This is a genomic window from Rhizobium sp. 62_C5_N11_2, from assembly GCF_051811185.1.
In the GTDB taxonomy this organism is placed as follows: Bacteria; Pseudomonadota; Alphaproteobacteria; order Rhizobiales; family Rhizobiaceae; genus Rhizobium; species Rhizobium leguminosarum.
This window is the reverse complement of the sequence record NZ_JBPWPW010000001.1, coordinates 4,433,706-4,453,232: the sequence shown is the minus strand read 5'-3', so window position 1 is coordinate 4,453,232 and position 19,527 is coordinate 4,433,706. Positions and strand designations below refer to the sequence as shown.

General features: G+C 59.9%; 22 protein-coding genes. 4 read left to right on the top strand and 18 right to left on the bottom strand.

The window, feature by feature from the left end; all coding sequences use genetic code 11:
• Positions 1-20 precede the first annotated feature (20 nt).
• The 9 genes from accD to AB8B31_RS21755 form a co-directional block, all read right to left on the bottom strand.
• Positions 21-926: an acetyl-CoA carboxylase, carboxyltransferase subunit beta gene (accD, locus tag AB8B31_RS21795; RefSeq protein WP_018068910.1), complete on the bottom strand. Its 906-nt coding sequence runs from the start codon at positions 924-926 to the stop codon at positions 21-23.
• A gap of 144 nt (positions 927-1,070) precedes the next feature.
• Complete coding sequence (gene trpA / locus AB8B31_RS21790; protein WP_018244177.1) at positions 1,071-1,910, bottom strand: tryptophan synthase subunit alpha; 840 nt, start codon at positions 1,908-1,910, stop codon at positions 1,071-1,073.
• A 3-nt stretch (positions 1,911-1,913) separates the two neighbouring features.
• On the bottom strand, positions 1,914-3,134 hold the full coding sequence (gene trpB, locus AB8B31_RS21785; protein WP_018244176.1) for a tryptophan synthase subunit beta: 1,221 nt from the start codon (positions 3,132-3,134) through the stop codon (positions 1,914-1,916).
• Positions 3,135-3,136: 2 nt separating this feature from the next.
• Positions 3,137-3,805: a phosphoribosylanthranilate isomerase gene (locus AB8B31_RS21780; RefSeq protein ID WP_027689457.1), complete on the bottom strand. Its 669-nt coding sequence runs from the start codon at positions 3,803-3,805 to the stop codon at positions 3,137-3,139.
• A 177-nt stretch (positions 3,806-3,982) separates the two neighbouring features.
• Positions 3,983-4,741: a M48 family metallopeptidase gene (locus AB8B31_RS21775; protein ID WP_131605754.1), complete on the bottom strand. Its 759-nt coding sequence runs from the start codon at positions 4,739-4,741 to the stop codon at positions 3,983-3,985.
• Between the two features lie 107 nt (positions 4,742-4,848).
• On the bottom strand, positions 4,849-5,283 hold the full coding sequence (locus AB8B31_RS21770; RefSeq protein WP_017962639.1) for a DUF2852 domain-containing protein: 435 nt from the start codon (positions 5,281-5,283) through the stop codon (positions 4,849-4,851).
• Between the two features lie 145 nt (positions 5,284-5,428).
• The gene (locus tag AB8B31_RS21765) at positions 5,429-6,706 is read right to left on the bottom strand and encodes a polyhydroxyalkanoate depolymerase (RefSeq protein WP_018244173.1); all 1,278 of its coding nucleotides are present in this window, start codon (positions 6,704-6,706) and stop codon (positions 5,429-5,431) included.
• Between the two features lie 204 nt (positions 6,707-6,910).
• The gene (locus AB8B31_RS21760; RefSeq protein WP_018448418.1) at positions 6,911-7,753 is read right to left on the bottom strand and encodes a fumarylacetoacetate hydrolase family protein; all 843 of its coding nucleotides are present in this window, start codon (positions 7,751-7,753) and stop codon (positions 6,911-6,913) included.
• Positions 7,754-7,896: 143 nt separating this feature from the next.
• A complete protein-coding gene (locus tag AB8B31_RS21755) occupies positions 7,897-8,856 on the bottom strand; it encodes a glutathione S-transferase family protein (protein WP_131605753.1) in 960 nt (319 codons plus the stop codon).
• Positions 8,857-9,131: 275 nt separating this feature from the next.
• Between AB8B31_RS21755 and AB8B31_RS21750 the strand changes: the two genes are divergently transcribed.
• Together AB8B31_RS21750 and AB8B31_RS21745 are read left to right on the top strand one after the other, a co-directional pair.
• Positions 9,132-9,416, top strand: coding sequence for a DUF2218 domain-containing protein (locus AB8B31_RS21750; RefSeq protein ID WP_018448416.1), 285 nt, complete (start codon positions 9,132-9,134; stop codon positions 9,414-9,416).
• A 46-nt stretch (positions 9,417-9,462) separates the two neighbouring features.
• Positions 9,463-10,062: a nitroreductase family protein gene (locus AB8B31_RS21745; RefSeq protein WP_112905595.1), complete on the top strand. Its 600-nt coding sequence runs from the start codon at positions 9,463-9,465 to the stop codon at positions 10,060-10,062.
• 63 nt (positions 10,063-10,125) lie between these two features.
• Here AB8B31_RS21745 and gyrB read toward each other — a convergent pair whose 3' ends face one another.
• From gyrB to AB8B31_RS21720, 5 genes are all read right to left on the bottom strand, one after another.
• A complete protein-coding gene (gene gyrB / locus AB8B31_RS21740; protein ID WP_047622505.1) occupies positions 10,126-12,561 on the bottom strand; it encodes a DNA topoisomerase (ATP-hydrolyzing) subunit B in 2,436 nt (811 codons plus the stop codon).
• 135 nt (positions 12,562-12,696) lie between these two features.
• A complete protein-coding gene (locus AB8B31_RS21735; protein WP_018244167.1) occupies positions 12,697-13,074 on the bottom strand; it encodes a helix-turn-helix domain-containing protein in 378 nt (125 codons plus the stop codon).
• Positions 13,071-13,637, bottom strand: coding sequence for a Smr/MutS family protein (locus tag AB8B31_RS21730; RefSeq protein ID WP_131605752.1), 567 nt, complete (start codon positions 13,635-13,637; stop codon positions 13,071-13,073). The genes AB8B31_RS21735 and AB8B31_RS21730 overlap by 4 nt, the downstream gene beginning before the upstream one ends.
• Complete coding sequence (gene mltA / locus AB8B31_RS21725; protein WP_131605751.1) at positions 13,637-14,755, bottom strand: murein transglycosylase A; 1,119 nt, start codon at positions 14,753-14,755, stop codon at positions 13,637-13,639. Before mltA ends, AB8B31_RS21730 begins: the two co-directional genes overlap by 1 nt.
• Complete coding sequence (locus AB8B31_RS21720) at positions 14,748-15,452, bottom strand: Tim44/TimA family putative adaptor protein (RefSeq protein ID WP_131605750.1); 705 nt, start codon at positions 15,450-15,452, stop codon at positions 14,748-14,750. The genes mltA and AB8B31_RS21720 overlap by 8 nt, the downstream gene beginning before the upstream one ends.
• Positions 15,453-15,583: 131 nt before the next feature.
• On the opposite strand from AB8B31_RS21720, the gene AB8B31_RS21715 reads away from it, so the two are divergent.
• Both AB8B31_RS21715 and secB read left to right on the top strand, forming a co-directional pair.
• Positions 15,584-16,090 carry an FxsA family protein gene (locus tag AB8B31_RS21715; protein ID WP_032980783.1) on the top strand — a complete coding sequence of 169 codons (507 nt, stop codon included), beginning with the start codon at positions 15,584-15,586 and terminating at the stop codon, positions 16,088-16,090.
• A 101-nt stretch (positions 16,091-16,191) separates the two neighbouring features.
• Positions 16,192-16,674 carry a protein-export chaperone SecB gene (gene secB / locus AB8B31_RS21710; protein ID WP_017995590.1) on the top strand — a complete coding sequence of 161 codons (483 nt, stop codon included), beginning with the start codon at positions 16,192-16,194 and terminating at the stop codon, positions 16,672-16,674.
• 67 nt (positions 16,675-16,741) lie between these two features.
• On the opposite strand, the gene dnaQ is transcribed toward secB, so the two are convergent.
• From dnaQ to AB8B31_RS21690, 4 genes are read right to left on the bottom strand one after another with little or no spacing between them, the layout of a single operon-like run.
• Positions 16,742-17,464, bottom strand: coding sequence for a DNA polymerase III subunit epsilon (gene dnaQ / locus AB8B31_RS21705; RefSeq protein ID WP_131605749.1), 723 nt, complete (start codon positions 17,462-17,464; stop codon positions 16,742-16,744).
• Complete coding sequence (gene coaE, locus AB8B31_RS21700; RefSeq protein ID WP_131605748.1) at positions 17,457-18,068, bottom strand: dephospho-CoA kinase; 612 nt, start codon at positions 18,066-18,068, stop codon at positions 17,457-17,459. Before coaE ends, dnaQ begins: the two co-directional genes overlap by 8 nt.
• Positions 18,068-18,925 carry a shikimate dehydrogenase gene (locus tag AB8B31_RS21695; RefSeq protein WP_130653335.1) on the bottom strand — a complete coding sequence of 286 codons (858 nt, stop codon included), beginning with the start codon at positions 18,923-18,925 and terminating at the stop codon, positions 18,068-18,070. The genes coaE and AB8B31_RS21695 overlap by 1 nt, the downstream gene beginning before the upstream one ends.
• Positions 18,918-19,517, bottom strand: coding sequence for a Maf-like protein (locus AB8B31_RS21690; protein ID WP_131605747.1), 600 nt, complete (start codon positions 19,515-19,517; stop codon positions 18,918-18,920). The genes AB8B31_RS21695 and AB8B31_RS21690 overlap by 8 nt, the downstream gene beginning before the upstream one ends.
• Between the last annotated feature and the right edge of the window lie 10 nt (positions 19,518-19,527).

Genomic DNA, 19,527 nt, shown 5'->3' with positions numbered 1-19,527 from the left:
CCCCGCCTGCTTGTCGGTTATCAGGCGCTCGCCGCTAGAGCAATCGCGCCGCCATTCATGTCGTTCGCCGCAGAAACCGGCTTCTTCGTCAGGATCTTCAAGAGGCGCGCCAGCGTTTCCGGAATATCGTGACGTTTAACGACCATATCGACCATACCATGCTCCAGCAGATATTCGGAGGTCTGGAAGCCTTCGGGCAGTTTTTCACGCAACGTCTGCTCGATCACGCGCTTGCCGGCAAAGCCGATTTCGGCGCCGGGTTCTGCCAGATGAATATCGCCAAGCATGGCATAGGAGGCCGTGACGCCACCGGTCGTCGGATTGGTCAGCACGACGATATAGGGCTGGCCGGATTCCTTGAGCATGTCGACGGCAACCGTCGTGCGCGGCAACTGCATCAGCGACAGGATGCCTTCCTGCATGCGCGCGCCGCCGGAAGCGGGGAACATCACCAGCGGGCACTTTTCAGACGTCGCACGCTCAAAAGCCTTAACGATCGCCTCGCCGGCGGCCATGCCGAGCGAACCACCGATAAAGTTGAATTCATGCACGACGGCCACGAGTTTCAGTCCCTGCACCTTTCCGACACCGGCGAGGATCGTATCCTCCTGTTCGGTCTTCAGGCGGCTGTCACGCAGGCGATCGCTATATTTCTTCGAATCGCGGAACTTCAGCGGGTCCTGCGCGACCTTCGGCTGCGGCAGCGATTCGAACTCGCCATTGTCGAAGAGATCGGCCAGCCGGGCCTTGGCCGGCATCTTCATGTGATAACCGGACGCTGGAATGACCCATTTGTTGCCTTCCAGGTCCTTGTGGAAGACCATCTCGCCCGTTTCCGGGCACTTGATCCAGAGGTTCTCCGGCACTTCGCGACGGCCCAGCATGGAATTGATCCGCGGGCGAACGTAGTTGGTGATCCAGTTCAACTCGAATACTCCTGATTGACAAAAGCGCGTCGCGATCTTTCAGATTTGCTTGCCACGCTTTTAGGTCTTTGGTTTCCCGCATGTCGTTGCCGCAAAACCGCTGCACACCTTTGCGCGACATGCTTTAGCGCCAATGTGGGCAAACTATTCGGCAGCAACAAGGCGCGCCGAACGTGTTCCTGTGGAAAGGCCACGCACCAGCGTGGCAACGGCCTGAACGGTATCCGCCGTTGCCTTTCCGTCATTCGTCAAGCTGGTCGCGACCTGATTGACGATCGCGGTACCGACGACGACGCCGTCGGCCGAACCGCCAATGACCTTTGCATGTTCCGCCGTCTTGACGCCAAAGCCGACGCAGACGGGCAGGCTGGTATGCTGCTTGATGCGGGCGACAGCGCCCGAAACCAGCGACGGATCAGGCAGCGCCGAACCGGTGATGCCGTTCATCGAGACGTAGTAGACGAAGCCGGAGGTGTTCTTCAGTACCTTCGGCAGGCGCTTCTCATCGGTCGTCGGCGTCGCCAGGCGGATGAAATTGATGCCTTTGCGGATGGCCGGAATGCAAAGTTCGTCATCCATCTCGGGCGGCAGGTCGACGACGATCAGGCCGTCGATGCCGGCGGCGAGCGCGTCATCGAGGAATTTCTCGACGCCATAAATATAGATCGGGTTGTAGTAACCCATCATCACGATCGGCGTCGCATCGTTGGTTTTGCGGAAATCGGCCGCCAGCTGCAGCGTCTTCTTCAGCGTCTGGCCGCCTTTCAAGGCGCGCTGGCCGGCCAGCTGGATCGCCGGGCCGTCGGCCATCGGATCGGAAAAGGGCATGCCGAGCTCGATGATGTCGGAGCCCGCCTCCGGCAGCGCCTTCATGATGCCGAGCGAGGTGTCATAATCAGGATCGCCGCCCATGAAATAGGTCACAAGCGCCGGACGGCCCTCGGCCTTCAGCTCGGCAAAGCGTTTGTCCATGCGTGCGGTCATGTCTTACAGTCCCATTCCCAGAATCTTGCCGACGGTAAAGATATCCTTGTCGCCGCGCCCGGAGAGGTTCATCAGGATGATCTCGTCCTTGTCCATCATCGGTGCGCGTTTGATCACCTCAGCAATGGCATGCGAGGGCTCGAGCGCCGGGATGATGCCTTCGAGGCGGGTCAGCGTCTGGAAAGCCTCGAGCGCTTCGTGATCCATGATCGGCACATAGTCGACGCGGCCGGTATCGTTCAGCCAGGAATGTTCGGGGCCGATGCCGGGATAATCGAGACCGGCCGAGATCGAATGGCCTTCCTTGATCTGACCGTCACCATCCTGCAGCAGATAGGTGCGGTTGCCGTGAAGCACGCCGGGCGAACCGGCGGTGATCGAGGCGCAATGTTCGTCGCCCTGCAGACCCTTGCCGCCGGCTTCGACGCCGACGATCTTCACAGAGGGATCATCCAGGAAAGGATGGAAAATGCCGATGGCGTTCGAGCCGCCGCCGACGGCAGCGATGACGAGATCCGGCAAGCGGCCTTCGGCTGCCAGCATCTGCTCTTTCGCTTCGATACCGATCACCGACTGGAAATCGCGGACCATCTCCGGATAGGGATGCGGACCGGCTGCCGTTCCGATCAGGTAATAGGTATCCTCGACATTGGTGACCCAGTCGCGAAGCGCCTCGTTCATGGCGTCCTTCAGCGTGCCGCTGCCTGCCGTGACCGGTTTGACCTCCGCGCCGAGCAGCTTCATGCGGAAAACGTTCGGCGCCTGACGCTCGACGTCGGTGGCGCCCATATAGACGACGCAGGGAAGGCCAAAGCGGGCGGCAACGGTTGCGGAGGCGACGCCGTGCTGGCCGGCACCGGTTTCGGCGATGATGCGGGTCTTGCCCATGCGCTTGGCGAGCAGGATCTGGCCGATGCAGTTGTTGATCTTGTGCGAGCCGGTATGGTTCAGCTCCTCGCGCTTGAAATAGATCTTCGCGCCGCCGAGTTCGGCCGTCAGCCGCTCGGCGAAATAGAGCGGGCTCGGGCGGCCGATATAATGCGCGCCGAGATGCTTCAATTCGGCCTGGAATGCCGGATCGTTCTTTGCCCTGTTCCACTCGTCCTGCAGATCAAGGATCAGCGGCATCAATGTTTCGGCGACGAAACGACCGCCATAAATGCCGAAACGGCCATCTTCATCGGGGCCGGAACGGAAGGAATTCGGTTTAGGCGTCTCGTTCACTCTCAACTCCCTGAGGCCATCATCGGCGCATTCGCCTTTTCGACCGCGTCAAAAAATTCATCGATCTTCGCGACGCTCTTCACGCCAGGCGCAGTTTCGACTCCCGACGAGACGTCGATACCCGGTGCCTTGGTGATGAAAAGCGCTTCTGCGACATTGTCCTTGTTCAGCCCGCCGGAAAGCATGTAGTCGACGTTGCCGTCAAGCCAGCTGAGAAGGCTCCAATCGAAGGAAATACCGTTGCCGCCAGGCAGTTCCGAACCCTTCGGCGCTTTGGCGTCAAAGAGGAAACGGTCGGCGATGCCGATATAGGCCTCGACGCGCTTCAGGTCGTCTGCCGTGCGGACCGAAAAGGCCTTCATCACGGGCAGACCATAGACCGCCTTTATGGTCAGCACATGTTCGGGGCTCTCGTTGCCGTGAAGCTGTAGCATATCCGGCTTCAACAACGACACGATCTCGTCGAGTTCGTCATTGGTCGGATCGACGACGACGGCGACGATTTTCGCCTTGCCACGCGCAGGTTCGGCAAGCTTTGCCGCCAGGTCCGGCTCGATATAGCGCGGGCTCTTTTCGAAGAAGATAAAACCGATATGGGTCGCGCCGCGTTTCAGCGCGCGATCGACTGCGTCGGGCGTCTTCAAGCCACAGATCTTGATATCCGGTCTCATGGCAGCGAAGTGACACGAAATGCGGAAAGAGTCGAGCCAATTTGCGACGGACACTGAATTTAGCGCGGCTCTCGGCTAGAGCGCCGCGCGTCCAAACGACGCGCTAGGGACGCTCTATCACTTTAAATCTGCGCATAATCCTTTCCGAAAAATCGATTCCGGTTTTCGGGTTGTGCGCTAGTCGAAATCGATGGCATGCAGCTGGCTTCCATGCCGTTTGAGCCAGGACTTCGCCTCCTCCATACCGGGGCAAAGCTTACGGCAGAGGGCCCAGAAGTGCGGACCGTGGTTCATTTCCTTGAGATGAGCGACCTCATGGGCGGCGAGATAATCGATCACCGAAGGTGGCGCCATGACGATACGCCAGGAAAAGCTCAGATTTCCTTCCGACGAGCACGAGCCCCACCGGCTGCGTGTATCCTTCATCGAGATCGAGCGGATCGGCGCCCGGATCGTTGCGGCATGCATCGTCGCCAGTCTTGCGAGATCGGAGCGCGCCTCCTTCTTGAGAAAGGCCGCAATGCGCCGTCCGACATGTTCCGGCATGCCGCTGACGCGCAGCACCGCCCTGCCATCTATGGACACCGCCTCGGTCAGCCCGCGCAAGCTGCCGCTATGCTGAATGCGATGGGAAACGCCGCGAACAAGGATTTCGGCGCCGTCACGCAGGCCGGCATCGGTCGAAAACTTCGCAAGCTTGGTGAGGAGCCAACCCTGGTGACGATCGAGGAAGGCATTAACCTCACGCGCCGCAAGGCCTTTCGGCACCGTCATCTTCAAGGCGCGGCCACCCGGTTCGATGCGCAGCGTGATGCGTGTCGCCCGGTCATGCTGCTTGATCGTCAGCGGCATGAGCCGGCCAGCGACGTCGAGCGTCCGCATTTCGGGCGGAGCCGGCTTTCGCGCCTTCGACCTTGTTTTCAGAAGCGAGAACATGCGTGTTTTCTATACGATTCGCCGGCAGATCTAAATGATCGTCGGAAGGGCGGACATGGAAAAACCGGCATCGCGAGATGCCGGTCATCAATTCATCGTTCAGGTGTTTACGGCGTCTGGTATTCAGCGACCGGGCCGTTATCATCGCGCTTGGCGTTCCTGCGGTCGCGCATGAAACGGTCGAACTCTTCCTGATCCTTGGCGCGGCGGAGCTCACGCAGATAGGAGTCGAATTCCTCGCGCATTTCGTCAAGCTTGCGGCGCTCTTCCTCCATCCGGTCGAGTTCGGCCTTGCGCCAGTCGTCAAAGGCGACGTTGCCGGTCGAGAAGTGCGGGCGGTGACGGCCATGCGGGCGGCGGCAGGAGGCAAAGAAGCCATCGGTCGCCTGGTTGACGTCACGCTTGAAGCCGCGCAGACGGTCGCCGAAGATGATGTAGGCAAGCATGGCAAGACCCAGAGGCCAGAAAACCATGAAGCCGAGAATCATCAGGGCAATGGTAGCCGGAGTCCAATCCGGTCGAAGCAATGCTGACTGGTTCATCGTGCGGGTATCCCTCGCTTTCCGCGCCCGGCAGAATACCGAACGCTGAAATCGATGTGGTTACCACAATAACCGCCTTCAAGACGATTGCCCGCGAAATCGGACAAGGCCTTGAATCCGTTTTGCTAATTCAGCTATCCCTGATTCAGCCCGCCCGGCCGCCCTTGATGACACGCGGGACCGGAGGCTTAATGGCAGAACGCGAATGCTGGCGGACGAAATCGATGATGCGCGGCGCGATCTCGCGGCGGAAACGCGAACCATTGAAAACACCATAATGGCCGACATCCGGCTGAAGATAGTGCATGCGCATATCTTCGGGAATGTTCACGCAGATGGTCTGAGCCGCCTTTGTCTGCCCGACCCCGGAGATATCGTCATTCTCACCTTCGACGGTCAGAAGCGCCACATTGCGAATTGCCGCCGGATCAACGCGTTTGCCGCGATGCATCAGTTCGCCCTTCGGCAGTGAATGCTTGATGAAGACCTCCTCCACCGTCTGCAGATAGAATTCGGCGGTCAGATCCATAACGGCGAGATATTCGTCGTAGAAATCGCGATGTCTTTCCGGCTCGCCGTCGTTCTTCACGAGATGCATGAAGAATTCCTTGTGCGCGACGAGGTGGCGATCGAGATTCATCGACATGAAGCCCGAGAGCTGCAGGAATCCCGGATAGACCGGGCGCATGAAGCCCGGCTGCGGCCAGGGCACGTTCATGATGACATTGTCGGAGAACCACTGCAGCGATCGCTCCTGGGCGAGCTTATTGACTGCCGTCGGGTTGATGCGCGTGTCGATCGGGCCGCCCATCAGCGTCATCGACGCCGGCGAAAGCGGATCCCTGGCTTCTTCCATCACCGCAGCGGCTGCCAGCACCGGAACAGAAGGCTGACAGACGGCGATGACATGGGTGTCGTGACCGAGGAAATGCAGCATCTCGATGACATAGTCGACGTAATCGTCGAAATCGAACGTGCCTTCCGTCATCGGCACCATGCGGGCGTCGATCCAGTCGGTGATGTAGATATCCGCACTCGGCAGCAGCGCCTCGACCGTGCCGCGCAGCAGCGTGGCATAGTGGCCGGACATCGGCGCGACAATCAGGATGCGCGGATCATTGCCGCGCGCGGCGGGAACACTGCGCGCGAAATGCAGGAGATTGCAGAAGGGTCGCGACCAGACGACCTCTTCGCGGACGGACACCGTCCGGTCACCGATCGTCGTCTGCTTCAGTCCGAATTCCGGCTTCCCGTAGCGGCGTGTCGTGCGTTCGAACATTTCGAGGCTTGCCGCCATCGTCCGGCCGAATGGCGTATGGGAGAACGGGTTCAGCGGATTGGCATAGGCAAATCGCATGATATCGGCCGCGGCGCGAAACGGCGCCATGGCGGCATGGTTCAATTCATAAAGCTGATAAAACATGGAAGGCGCCACCTTTCTCTATCGAAAAGATGACGCTGATTGAGAGGCATCGAGTCTTTCCGTAATGCGGGCACGTAACGCAGACTAACAGGTTTCTGTTGCACAGCAACATGGACGAACCAAACCCACACAAGAAATGCCGGAGAATTGACCTCCGGCATCATAATCGAGCTGAAAACTTAAGTTTCTCAGCAAGAAGCGTCGTTAACGATCCGCTACGAAGGTCTGCTTCTGCGTGCCGAGACCTTCGATGCTGAGTTCGACCACGTCTCCCGCCTTGAGATAACGCGGCGGCTTGAGGCCCATGCCGACGCCCGGAGGCGTGCCGGTCGAGATCACGTCACCGGCATGCAGCGACATGAACTGGCTAAGATAGGAGACGAGGAACGCAACCCCGTAAACCATCGTCTTCGATGAGCCGTTCTGCATCTTCTGGCCGTTGACCGTCAGCCACATGCCGAGGTTCTGCGGTTCCGGAATTTCATCCTTGGTCACGAGCCAGGGGCCGATCGGGCCAAAGGTGTCGCAGGATTTGCCCTTGGTCCATTGACCGGAGCGCTCGGTCTGGAAAGCGCGCTCGGAAACGTCATTGGAGACGCAATAACCGGCGACATAATCCAGCGCTTCGGCTTCTGTCACATATTTGGCGGTTTTGCCGATGACGACGCCGAGCTCGACTTCCCAATCGGTCTTTTCCGAACCGCGGGGAATGATGACATTGTCGTTCGGTCCAACGATTGCCGATGTTGCTTTCATGAAGATGATCGGCTCGGGCGGCACGGTCGCACCGGTTTCGGCAGCATGATCCGAATAATTCAAGCCGATGCAGATGAACTTGCCAGTGCCCGCGACGCAGGCGCCAATGCGGCCGGGCGCGATTTCCGGAAGGCTCTTCGGATCGATGGCCGCTATCTTTGCAAGGCCGGCAGGTGTGATCGCTTCGCCGCCGATATCGGCGACATGACCGGAGAGATCGCGGATCTTGCCATCGGCATCGAGAAGTGCGGGTTTTTCACTGCCTGCTTCGCCAACACGCATCAGCTTCATGGAATTCCTCCTCATCGAAAACGGATTTGCAACCACCTATGAACGAATTATTCATCGGTGTCATTACGGCTTTGCCGGGAAGCGGTACGGCTTTTCCGCGATTTGGGTGATTTTCTGCCGAAAACCGCCCGTATCTTTCGGCATCAAGCTCTAAAAATTTCCGCCAGATCAGGGCCGACGGGAACGATCTTCGTCGGATTGAGGCTTTCGATCGAATAGTAGCCGCGCTTGATGTGATCGAGGTTCACCGTTTCGGCGATGCCCGGCCAATCCAGCATGCGGCGGCAGAAGGCGCGCAGCTTGGCGTAGTCGGAAAGCCGGCGCAGATTGCATTTGAAGATGCCGTGATAGGCGACGTCGAAGCGCACCAACGTCACGAAAAGCCGGATATCGCTCTCGGTGGGATGATCGGCTAAGAGAAAAGACCGGCCCTCGAACTGCTGCTCGACCCAGTCGAGGCAGGAAAAGACATCGGCAAAGGCTTCTTCGTAGGCGACCTGCGTGGTGGCGAAACCGGCGCGGTAGACGCCGTTGTTGAGATCGGGATAGATGCGGTCGTTGAAAGCATCGATCTCGGTGCGCCTCTCCGCCGGGTAAAGATCGATCGGACTTTTTGCCAGGGCGCCAAAGCCGCCGTTCAGCATGCGCAGGATATCGGCGGATTCATTGTTGACGATGGTGTTTCTCTGCTTGTCCCAGAGAACCGGCACGGTGGCCCGGCCGGTGAAATCCGGCGCCGCCCTGGTATAGATTTCATGCATATAGGTTACGCCGTTGACGTGATCCTCCGTCGCGCCAGGATAATCACCGAAGCGCCAGCCCTGCTTGCCCAGCAGCGGTTCAGCGACCGAGACGGAGATGACATCTTCCAGGCCCTTGAGCTTGCGGCCGATCAGGGTGCGCGAGGCCCAGGGGCAGATATAGGCGACATAGAGATGGTAACGGCCGGCGCTGGCTTCGAAGCCAGCTTCGCCCGTCGGCCCGGCGCTGCCATCCGGGGTTACCCAATTGCGGAAACTCGAGGTCTGACGGACAAAGCCGCCCTTCTCGTCCTTTGCCTGAACGGGCTGCCAGTCTTCCGTCCACTTTCCGTTCACCAGCATGCACAACTCCCCGACCAATTGACTAAAACGGTTCATTATCCTGCTTCGACGCCGGCGTGAGGCCGCTTTTATGAAGACAGTCTGTACACCCAAACTGCGACGATGCTGCGCTTGCCAAGCCGGTGAAGCAGGAAATATGACTGCGCTAAAGCGTGTCGCAATCTTTCAGCTTCGCTCCTCGCGCTTTAGTTTTTTATTTCGCCGCATGTCGTTATCGCAAAACCGCTACACACTCTTGCGCGACATGCTTTAGTCAAGATGACGTGGAGTTCGAAATGCATCTCTCGAAGGCCATCGTGCGGACCGAACATGCAAGCCGCTACCTGCAGCAGCTCTGCAAACACTGGAGCCACAAGTTCAGCGTCGATTTTGATCCTCTGAAGGGGCGGGTGCCGTTCAGCGATACGGCCGAGGTGACGTTTGCGGCCGACGATGCGGCTCTGACCATGACGCTTTCCGTCGCCGATCCCTCGCAACAGGAAAGGATGCAGCACGTCATCGACGATCATCTGAAGCGCTTCGCCTTCCGCGAAGAACTCGACATCGTCTGGACGGACTAAGCCCAGCCCACGATCCAAATTTTCTGCCCCAAACCCTGGAACAAGCATGACGAAGAGCAATCACCGCGAATCCGAATATCCGGTCGATCCGATGTTTCTCGACCGCTGGTCGCCGCGCGCCTTCACCGGCGAAATCATTGAGGAAACGCAGCTGCTCGGTCTGCTCGACGCCGCCCATTGGGCGCCGTCCTCGGCCAACCACCAGCCCTGGCGCTTCATTTATGGCCTCAAGGGTTCGGAGCATTGGGAGAAATTTGTTGCCTTGCTCAACGATTCCAATCAGGACTGGGCCAGGAATGCATCGGCGCTGATCTTCGTCGTGTCGCGCGCCTTCACCGGGGCTGCCGGCTCAGCCGAGGAAAAGCCGAGCTACACCCATTCCTTCGATGCCGGTGCGGCATGGGGGCATCTGGCGATCCAGGCGCGCCTCTCCGGCTTTTACGCCCATGGCATGGGCGGCATCAAGCATGATGAGATCAGGCAGGCTTTCGCCGTTCCCGAGGGATACCGGGTCGAAGCAGGCGTCGCTGTCGGCCGCCTGGCGGACAAGAGCGTTCTTTCCGAACGCAATCAAGCGCGCGAATTCCCCAGCCAACGCAAGCCGCTCTCCGAGGTCGCCTTCAACGGCCGCTTCGTCGCGAATTGAGCCCTCAGGCAAACAAAAGCCCCGCGTCCAGGGGCGGCGGGGCTTTTACTTTCGAAATATCAATTAGATATCAAGGTTTGCAACGCTCAGCGCATTGTCCTGGATGAATTCGCGCCGGGGTTCGACTTCGTCACCCATCAGGCGGGCGAAGAGGCCATCGGCGTCCGTGGCGTCATTGACCCTGACCTGCAGCAGCGAGCGAACATTCGGATCGAGCGTCGTTTCCCAGAGCTGCTCGGCATTCATCTCGCCAAGGCCCTTGTAGCGCTGCATGGTGAGGCCCTTGCGGCCGCTTGCGAAGATCGCGTCGAGTAAGGCGCGCGGACCAGAGATTTCGACGTCGCCTTCGCGGCGATGCAGCGACGGCGGCGTCTGATAGATTTCCTTGAGTCGTGCCGTCAGCTGGTCGATGTGACGGGCATCCGAGGAACCGATCAGCGCCATGTCGAGCACGACCATTTCCCTGACGCCGCGGACCATGCGCTCCAGGCGCAGCCCACCATCGGTTGTCACATCGCCCTGCCAGCCGCGCTCGGTTTCCTCGGCGATGATGTCGAGCCGCCCTGCCACTTCGTTTGCCAGCGCCAGCGCTCTAGCCGGGTCGCTGGCGAGCTCGGCGTTGAGCGCTCCGGCAATCGCCGCTTGTTCGACGGCGGAACGATTGTAGCGCGAATGGAGATTGTCGAGCAGGGCGCGCATGCGCAGGGCATCGAGGATGACCTCGCGCAGATCCTGGCCGGCGCGAACCTCGCCGCTACCAAGCCTCAGCGAAGCATCTTCCAGGCCCTGGCTGATGAGGTATTCTTCGAGCGCCTTCTCATCCTTCAGATACTGCACCGACTTGCCGCGCGAAACCTTATAGAGCGGCGGCTGGGCGATATAGAGATGACCGCGCTCGATCAGTTGCGGCATCTGCCGGAAGAAGAAGGTGAGCAGCAGGGTGCGAATATGGGCGCCGTCGACATCGGCGTCCGTCATGATGATGATCTTGTGGTAGCGCAGCTTTTCGACATTGAACTCGTCCTTGCCGATGCCGGTGCCGAGCGCGGTGATCAATGTGCCGATTTCCTGGCTCGACAGCATCTTGTCGAAACGGGCGCGTTCGACGTTCAGGATCTTGCCACGCAGCGGCAGGATCGCTTGGTTCTCGCGCGAGCGGCCTTGCTTGGCCGAGCCGCCGGCAGAATCGCCCTCGACGAGGAAGACTTCGGATTTTGTCGGATCACGCTCGGAGCAGTCGGCGAGCTTGCCCGGCAGCGAAGCGATATCGAGCGCGCCCTTGCGGCGGGTCAACTCGCGTGCCTTGCGGGCTGCTTCGCGGGCGGCGGCGGCCTCGACGACCTTGCCGACAAGAATCTTGGCTTCGCTTGGATGTTCTTCGAACCAGGTGCTCAGCGCCTCGTTGACGAGACTTTCGACAACAGGACGGACTTCCGAGGAAACGAGCTTATCCTTGGTCTGCGAGGAGAATTTCGGATCGGGTACCTTGACCGACAGAACCGCCGTCAGGCCTTCGCGGCAGTCTTCGCCCTGCAGCGTTACCTTTTCCTTTTTGGTGATGCCGGAACTGTCGGCATAGGAAACGACCTGGCGCGTCAGCGCCGCGCGGAAACCGGCCATATGCGTGCCGCCGTCGCGCTGAGGGATGTTGTTGGTGAAGCAGAGCACGTTCTCATGATAGCTGTCGTTCCACCACATCGCGACTTCGACGGTGATGCCGTCCTTTTCGCCGCGGATGGCAACCGGCTTGTCGACGAGCGACTTCTTGGCGCGGTCTAGATAAGCGACGAAAGCCTCGAGGCCGCCGTCATAACGCAGCTCTTCCTGCTTGATATCGGAATGGCGCTTGTCGGTCAGCAGGATGCGGACGCCCGAATTCAGGAAGGCGAGCTCGCGAAGGCGATGCTCCAGCGTGCCGTAGTCGAACTCCGTCATGGTGAAGGTGTCGGTGCTCGGCATGAAGCTCACTTCCGTGCCGGTCTCATTCGGCGCGTCGCCCGTAACCTTCAGCGGAGCATCGGCGACGCCATGGGTGAAGCTCATTTCATGGATCTTGTCCTGACGGCGGATCTTCAGCTTCAACCATACGGACAGCGCGTTGACGACGGAGACGCCGACGCCGTGCAGGCCGCCGGAAACCTTGTAGGAATTCTGGTCGAACTTACCGCCGGCATGAAGCTGCGTCATGATGACTTCGGCAGCCGACACGCCTTCGCCGGTGTGAATGTCCGTCGGGATGCCGCGACCGTTGTCGGTGACGGTCACCGAGCCATCCGGATTGAGGGTGACGGTGACGATGTCGGCATGGCCGGCAAGCGCTTCGTCGATCGCGTTGTCGACGACTTCATAGACCATGTGATGAAGGCCGGAGCCGTCGTCGGTATCGCCGATATACATGCCGGGGCGTTTGCGCACCGCATCGAGGCCCTTCAGAACCTTGATGGAATCTGCGCCATATTCGGTGCTTACGCCGTTTTCCGTCGCGGATGTATCGCTCATTCTGTTGAGATTTTCCCTGTTGTCGTAAAGCTGCGGCGCGCCTTGCGAATCACCGGCTTTCTTCACTCTCGTATATAGGTTTTTTGAACCCACTTCCCAATGGCAAGCCCCTAAAACAAGGCATAAAACAGGGGATTATGACGCTTTTCCGTCGCCTTTGCCGCCATTTTCGAGAAGAGCCGATAGCCGGCCTATCTCTGCGCTGTCAAGGTTGCGAATCTGCCGGGCCAGCCGGTTGGCAAATTCGGTATATTCGGGGGGCAGGCCGGAGGTGTCGATCACGACGCGCGGGTCGGACGAGCGGGCGAGCAGGAACAGTTCCTCGGCCTCATCCCAGATGATGTTGAAATAACCGGCGATGCGCTGCAGCAGATCGAAGGTCGGCAAACCACGCTTTCCATGTTCGAGCGCCGAAAGATAGGCGGGAGAGACATTCAGCGCTTCCGCCATCTCCTTCTGCGAGACGCCCTTGCGCGCCCGTAGCCTGCGAACCGCCTCTCCGAAGGGTGTCATGGCCTCTCCCCATGCCGCCGCGACAGGCGAATGTAGAGCGCGCCCTCACCGCCATGATGCTGTGCGGCCGGCTCATAGGAGGAGATCAGGTAGCGAAATTCGGGCTTCGAGAACCAGAGCGGCACGGCCCGCTTCAGCGCGCCCTCGCTGCCCATCGAGCTGCCCTTGCCCGTGATCACGAGCACGTGGCGCATGCCGCGCTCGTGGGCGCGGATCAGGAAATCGAGAAGGATGGCATGAGCCTGGCTCTGCACCATCCCGTGCAGGTCGATCCGCGCTTCGAGCGCCAGCCGGCCCTTGGCGATCTTACGCTTGACCGGCTTTTCCAGCGGATGATGCACCCCGGCCGATGGCTTCGCCGTTGACGGTGCTGTCGGCTGTGGCGGCATGAGTGTGGCGGGCGTCTGCTTTTCCTGTTCCCGTTCAGCCGCCGCTTCGGCTTCGGCAAGAAAAGCATCAAGTTCGGTCAACGCCCCCGCCTTGCCGGGCATCGGCCGCGTGCTGCGGGCAACCTTGCCCCAGAGGATCCTCTCATCCGCGCTCAGCTTGCGATCCCTGGCCATCAGTCGAATCTTCCGGCGGCGGCATTGGGAATGAGGATGGCGAAATCGGCGTCATTGCGAACGGTGCCGGCACTTTCTCCGGCCATATCCCCCGAGCCGGTGAAGATATCACCCCGCGCCGGCCCGATGATCGCCGAGCCGGTATCGAGCGCCAGCATCAGCCGGCTGAACGGCCGGCCCTGGTCGAGATGGGTGAGGCTTTTGGCGTGAATGAAAAACGGAAAGCCGAAGGTATGGATCATCCGGTCGACCGCAAGCGAGCGCCCGGCGAGAAGCGGCACCTTGGCGGCCGCGATCGGACCTGCCTGCGGATCGGCAACCGGCGCTTCACGGAAAAAAATATAAGAGCGGTTATGCCATAACACCTCGTCGACGCGCTCGGGATTGCGCGCCAGCCAGGCACGGATCGCCTGCATCGAAATCTCCGCCCGGTCCATCTCCCCGCGCTCGATCAGCAGCTTACCGATCGCCGAGAAAGCATGGCCGGCCTTCGCCGCATAGGTGATGCGGCCGATACGACCATCCTTATAACGCAGGCGGGCAGCACCCTGCACATGAACGAAGAAGACATCGACCTTCGACTTCGCCCAGGCAATTTCGAGGCCGCGGCCTTCGAGAAAACCCTGATCGATGGCGCGGCGGTCCGGATAGGCCGCGACGCGGCCGTCATGCAGACGGCCAAAAGCATAGGCCTTGTCCAACTCGACGGGACGATTGGCGTCGTCGAGATCGATCAGATCGTCCGGGCGCCTGTAGAAAGGAAAACGGAAAATTTCGTCCGGCCGCTCCGACACGTCGATATCAGGTTCGTAGAAGGCGGTGACGAAGCCGGAATTGCCATCCTTGCGGCGAATCAGAAAGGGCCGACAGTGCGTCTCGAAAAAGGCGCGCGCCGATGCCGGAGATGACGGCGTGAAATCTTCGGCGGCGGCGAGAAGCGGAAGCAGGTCTTCCGAGCTCAGGCCAAGCGATCCGGTGCGGTACGGTTTGACATCGGTGATCTGCCGCCGGCAGCTTCGCATGACTTCAAAAAGGCCGCAGGGATCATCATCCTTCCAGCCTTCCAAAGTGTCGAAGTTTATGGCCTGCAGGACGAAGTCCGATGCGTGGTCACTCATGTTCCGATTCGGTCGCCACGAGTTTCCAGTTCGGATCGCGCGAACGTGTGTCGCGGGCAAAGGTCCAGAGGTCGTTGACCTCGGCGACGTTTTCGGCGTCGCCTTCGATCAGCACATCCGCCTTGTCGTAGGTGGCCGATATCAGTTGGCTGACGATGCGCACGGTGATCTGCGCTTCGCTTCCCTTCGTCTCCGCATGGATGATTTCGGCCTTGTCGATGCCGACGAAAGTGGACTTCACCTTCTCGCCCCGGGCTTCGCGCTCGCCGATCGCCGCATCGAACCCGTCATAGACTTCGCGAGACAGCAAGTTCTTCAGCGTTTTCCGGTCGCCATCGGCATAGGCCATGACGATCATCTCGTAAGCCATGCGGGCGCCGTTCAGAAACTCCTTCGGGCTGAAGGCGGGATCGGCCTTGTTCAGCGCGCGCAGCGATTCGTTGAGCGGCGTTCCGGGTGCCGCGAAAGCATCGATGGCGGCGAAGCGATCCTCGTCCTCCGTCGTCGCATCGCGCCGCGGCAGAGTCACGACCTTGCCGGCATCGGCGGCTTCAGCCGGAGCCGCATCCCGCGGCGTATAGAGATCGCGCGGCGGCTTCTCATTTCCTGTGCGGCGCCCGAGCACGGAGCGGAGCTGAAAGAAAATCAGCACAGCCGCCACCAGGAAAAATAATGTGATGAAGTCGTTCGAACTCATATCGTATCGCAGCCGCCGTTAACATCTCTGATTTGTACTCCCATATAGTCTGCCTATACAGATGATTCAAATGATGGCTGGCATCTTCGCCAGCGCCAAGAGGAGACCGGCGAGCCCGGGACATGACCGACATGCGTTTTTCGATCCTGCCAGCCTTCATTCTGCTGCTGCCGCTCGCCGAAATTGCCGGTTTCGTCGTCGTCGGCCGGGCTATCGGATTGTGGCTGACGCTCGCGCTCGTCATGCTGGGTTTCGTTATCGGCGTGGTCCTGCTGCGCCGGCAGGGCATTGGTATTTTGCGCCGCATGTCGAGTGAAGGACGAAACGGGGTGATGCCGGGCCGCGACCTGCTGCGGCCGGCCATGAATGTCATCGCCTCGCTGCTCCTGATCATTCCCGGCTTCCTCACGGATATCATTGCGATCCTTATTCTCATTCCGCCGGTGCGCGATCTCGTCTGGCGGGCGATCGCCAAACGCTTCGTCGTCGTCAATGCCAAGGGCGGTTTTTCCTCCGCTCCGCAACCCGATTTCCGCGACCGCAAGCCGAATTCGAAGGTGGTCGATCTCGACGAAGAGGACTATCATAGAGAGCCGGATCGCAACTCGCCGTGGTCCGGCAAACATCTCGGCGATTGAGGCACTGCGGCTGATCAACCGCGCCAAGCGCCCAGGGTTGTAAGCCCTTCCCTGAAATGTTAGATGGCGGCACCATTCCCATGCCCCTCGAGGAAAAGCCAATGGCAGACGATAACAACAGCAACGGTGCGACCAACCCCACCCTTTCGATCCTTGCGCAATATACCAAGGATCTTTCCTTCGAAAATCCGGGTGCGCCGCGTTCGCTGCAGGCCCGCGACAAGGCACCGACGATCAACATCAATGTGAACGTCAACGCCAACCCGCTTTCCGATACGGATTTCGATGTCGTGCTGTCGCTGAATGCCGAGGCCAAGGACGGCGACAAGACGGTTTTCCATACCGAACTCACCTATGGCGGCGTCTTCCGCGTTGCCGGTTTCCCGCAAGAACACATGCTGCCGGTTCTCTTCATCGAGTGCCCGCGCATGCTCTTCCCCTTCGCCCGTCAGATCATTGCCGACGTCACCCGCAACGGTGGTTTCCCGCCGCTGATGATCGACCCGATCGACTTCACGCAAATGTTCGCTCAGCGCGTTGCCGAAGAACAGGCCCGCGCCAAGGTTCAGGCCGTTCCGAACTGATCGGCTCTTTCTTGTCTGAAATGCGGATGCCCGGGCTGGTCCCGGGCATTTTCAATTGAGGACCGGTTTAATCGAGGTTGGCGTATTTCGCCCAGACGCTTTTTTCACCGAGCTTGGCGACGAGCGCCTCATGCGCCTGCTCCTCGATTTGGCTAAGGCGCGGCGCGAGCGACCGGGGCCGATCGAGCACTGCGGCAATCACCACATCGTCTTCCATCGCCATGTCACCGCGAGCTGCCTGGTTGGATTTGCCGGCCATGCCGAGTCCGAGGGCTGCCTGTCTGCCACCGATCATCTCGATATAGACTTCGGCAAGCAATTCGGAGTCGAGCAGCGCGCCGTGTTTGGTGCGGTGCGAGTTATCGATGCCGTAGCGCCGGCAGAGCGCATCGAGCGAATTCGGTCCCATCGGGTGTTTGCGCCGCGCCATCGACAGGGTGTCGAGCACCCTTTCCGGCAGGATTGGCGGCAAACCGATTCGCGCGAATTCCGCGTTGATGAAGCCCATATCGAAGGTGGCGTTATGCGCAATCCACTTCGCATCGCCGAAGAAGGTAAGGATTTGTTCGGCAACCTCCCCGAAAGGCTTCTTGTCCTTCAGGAATTCATCGGTGATGCCGTGCACGGCGAGCGCATCCGGATGAACTTTCTGATCTCCAGGATTGATGAAGATATGGATCGTGTTGCCTGTGGGAAAATGATTGAAGAGCTCGATGCCGCCGATTTCGATAATGCGGTCGGCGCGGTTGTCGAGGCCGGTGGTTTCCGTATCGAAGATGATCTCACGCATTCCGGAAATCTCCTTTGGCAATCCGCGTTTTCAGGTCGGCGACGATATCGAGCACCCGTTCCCTCGTCACCGCGACACTATGACTGGTGTCGATCAGATAATCGGCCCGCCGCCGTTTTTCTGCGTCCGGCGTCTGGCGGGACAGAATCATGTTGAATTTTTCCTCGCTCATGTCTGGGCGCGCAAGCACCCTCTGGCGCTGAATCTGTGGATCAGTGCTGACGACGACGACGATATCCACTCTTGCCTCGGCGCCGGTTTCGAAAAGCAATGGAATATCGAGCAATACCATGTCGGCGCCGGTGGCGCGCTGTCGCTTCACAAATTCCCTCTCGCGTTTGCGAACCAGCGGATGGACGATCGCTTCCAGGCGTTTGAAGCCGTCAGGATGAAGAGCAAGCTGGCGGCCAAGTTCATGTCGGTCGACTGCTCCATCCTTCATCGTGCCGGGGAAGGCGGCATTCACCAGGGGTGCAGCCTCGCCGGCATAGAGATCGTGGACCACGGCATCCGAATCGTTCACCGGGATTCCGGCATCGGCGAAGAGCTTTGCCGCCGTCGATTTTCCCATTCCGATGGAGCCGGTGAGACCGATCTTCAGCATCAGTGTGCTTCCATATCCGCGATGATGAGGGCGCGCAGCGCCGCGTCGACGATGGGACGCTGGCCGAACCATCTCTCGAATCCGGGCACGGCCTGATGAAGCAGCATGCCGAGACCATCGACGATCGGAAATCCTTGCTCTTCCGCCTGTGCCAGGATCGGCGTCTTCAAGGGCACATAGACAATATCGGTGACGACGGCATCGGCCGCCAGAGGCGAGAAATCGAGTTGCGGCGCCGTCTCGCCGTCCATGCCAAGCGAGGTGGTATTGATGAAGAGGCCGGCGCCTTTCATCACTTCAGTAAGCGCCCCGGCCGGGTGGGCCTGAACACGCGGGCCAAAGCGATCCGCGAGTTCACGCGCGCGTTCGACGGTACGATTGACGACATGGATCTCCTTGAAACCACGATCGCGGACCGCCTGGATGATCGCCCGGCTGGCGCCGCCGGCGCCAAAGACGACGGCCGTGCCATGCCGGTCCCAGCCCGGATGGCGTTCGTCGAGATTGGCGATGAAGCCGCGACCGTCGGTATTCGTCGCATGTAGCGCACCATCCTCCAGCCAGAGCGTGTTCGCGGCGCCGAGCTCGTGCGATAACGCGTCCGGTTTGTCGGCGAGCCGGAACGCCAATTCCTTGTGGGGAATGGTGACGTTGCCTCCGGCAAAGCCGGAACTGCCGTCCTTCAGCGACTGAATGAAATCGGAAAAGGCCTCGGGTGCCACTTCATGAGCGCGGTAGCTGCCTGGCAGGCCGAGCGTCTTCAGCCAATGTCCGTGGATCAACGGCGAGCGCGAATGCTTGATGGGAAAGCCCGTGACAAACGCTTTCGGCCCGAATGTTTCACGTGAATCACCCATCGATCGCTCCGAGTTCTCGCAATTTTTGTAACAACGGCAGCATCGGCAGGCCAAGAATGGTGAAATAGTCACCCTCGATCTTTTCGAAGAGCTGGATGCCCTGCCCCTCCAATTGATAGGCGCCGACGCTGGAAAGCGCCTTTTCGCCAACCCGCGCCAGATGTCTGGCGATGAACTCCGCCGTCAGCGGCCGCATCGTCAGTTCCGCATGGGCGAGATGTTCCCACAAGACCACGCCATCGCTGACGATGGCGACAGCGCTGTTCAACCGATGGGTTACACCCGAAAGGGCTTGAAGATGACTGGCTGCGTCGGCCATGTCCTTCGGCTTATGGAAGACGCGGTCACCGAGCGACATCGTTTGATCCGAACCGATGACCAGGCTATCCGGAAAACGGCTACTCACTTCCTCGGCCTTGGCCCTGGCCAGAACGAGGGCCACGGCATCAGGCCTAACGCCGGCTCTTTCCAGCGGCGCTTCGACGGCTCGTTCATCGATCCTTGCGGCATGCGCCTCGAAGGCCAGACCTGCATTTTGCATCAGCATCCGGCGAAAGGGACTCGACGATGCAAGGATGAGTTTTGGCGTCATGGGTTCCTCG

Coding starts and splice junctions, on each gene's coding strand:
- trpA (WP_018244177.1), bottom strand. CDS start 1,910: ATGACCGCACGCATGGACAAACGCTTTGCCGAGCTGAAGGCCGAGGGC.
- AB8B31_RS21780 (WP_027689457.1), bottom strand. CDS start 3,805: ATGAGACCGGATATCAAGATCTGTGGCTTGAAGACGCCCGACGCAGTC.
- AB8B31_RS21775 (WP_131605754.1), bottom strand. CDS start 4,741: ATGTTCTCGCTTCTGAAAACAAGGTCGAAGGCGCGAAAGCCGGCTCCG.
- AB8B31_RS21770 (WP_017962639.1), bottom strand. CDS start 5,283: ATGAACCAGTCAGCATTGCTTCGACCGGATTGGACTCCGGCTACCATT.
- AB8B31_RS21765 (WP_018244173.1), bottom strand. CDS start 6,706: ATGTTTTATCAGCTTTATGAATTGAACCATGCCGCCATGGCGCCGTTT.
- AB8B31_RS21760 (WP_018448418.1), bottom strand. CDS start 7,753: ATGAAGCTGATGCGTGTTGGCGAAGCAGGCAGTGAAAAACCCGCACTT.
- AB8B31_RS21755 (WP_131605753.1), bottom strand. CDS start 8,856: ATGCTGGTGAACGGAAAGTGGACGGAAGACTGGCAGCCCGTTCAGGCA.
- AB8B31_RS21750 (WP_018448416.1), top strand. CDS start 9,132: ATGCATCTCTCGAAGGCCATCGTGCGGACCGAACATGCAAGCCGCTAC.
- AB8B31_RS21745 (WP_112905595.1), top strand. CDS start 9,463: ATGACGAAGAGCAATCACCGCGAATCCGAATATCCGGTCGATCCGATG.
- gyrB (WP_047622505.1), bottom strand. CDS start 12,561: ATGAGCGATACATCCGCGACGGAAAACGGCGTAAGCACCGAATATGGC.
- AB8B31_RS21735 (WP_018244167.1), bottom strand. CDS start 13,074: ATGACACCCTTCGGAGAGGCGGTTCGCAGGCTACGGGCGCGCAAGGGC.
- AB8B31_RS21730 (WP_131605752.1), bottom strand. CDS start 13,637: ATGGCCAGGGATCGCAAGCTGAGCGCGGATGAGAGGATCCTCTGGGGC.
- mltA (WP_131605751.1), bottom strand. CDS start 14,755: ATGAGTGACCACGCATCGGACTTCGTCCTGCAGGCCATAAACTTCGAC.
- AB8B31_RS21720 (WP_131605750.1), bottom strand. CDS start 15,452: ATGAGTTCGAACGACTTCATCACATTATTTTTCCTGGTGGCGGCTGTG.
- AB8B31_RS21715 (WP_032980783.1), top strand. CDS start 15,584: ATGCGTTTTTCGATCCTGCCAGCCTTCATTCTGCTGCTGCCGCTCGCC.
- secB (WP_017995590.1), top strand. CDS start 16,192: ATGGCAGACGATAACAACAGCAACGGTGCGACCAACCCCACCCTTTCG.
- dnaQ (WP_131605749.1), bottom strand. CDS start 17,464: ATGCGTGAGATCATCTTCGATACGGAAACCACCGGCCTCGACAACCGC.
- coaE (WP_131605748.1), bottom strand. CDS start 18,068: ATGCTGAAGATCGGTCTCACCGGCTCCATCGGAATGGGAAAATCGACG.
- AB8B31_RS21695 (WP_130653335.1), bottom strand. CDS start 18,925: ATGGGTGATTCACGTGAAACATTCGGGCCGAAAGCGTTTGTCACGGGC.
- AB8B31_RS21690 (WP_131605747.1), bottom strand. CDS start 19,517: ATGACGCCAAAACTCATCCTTGCATCGTCGAGTCCCTTTCGCCGGATG.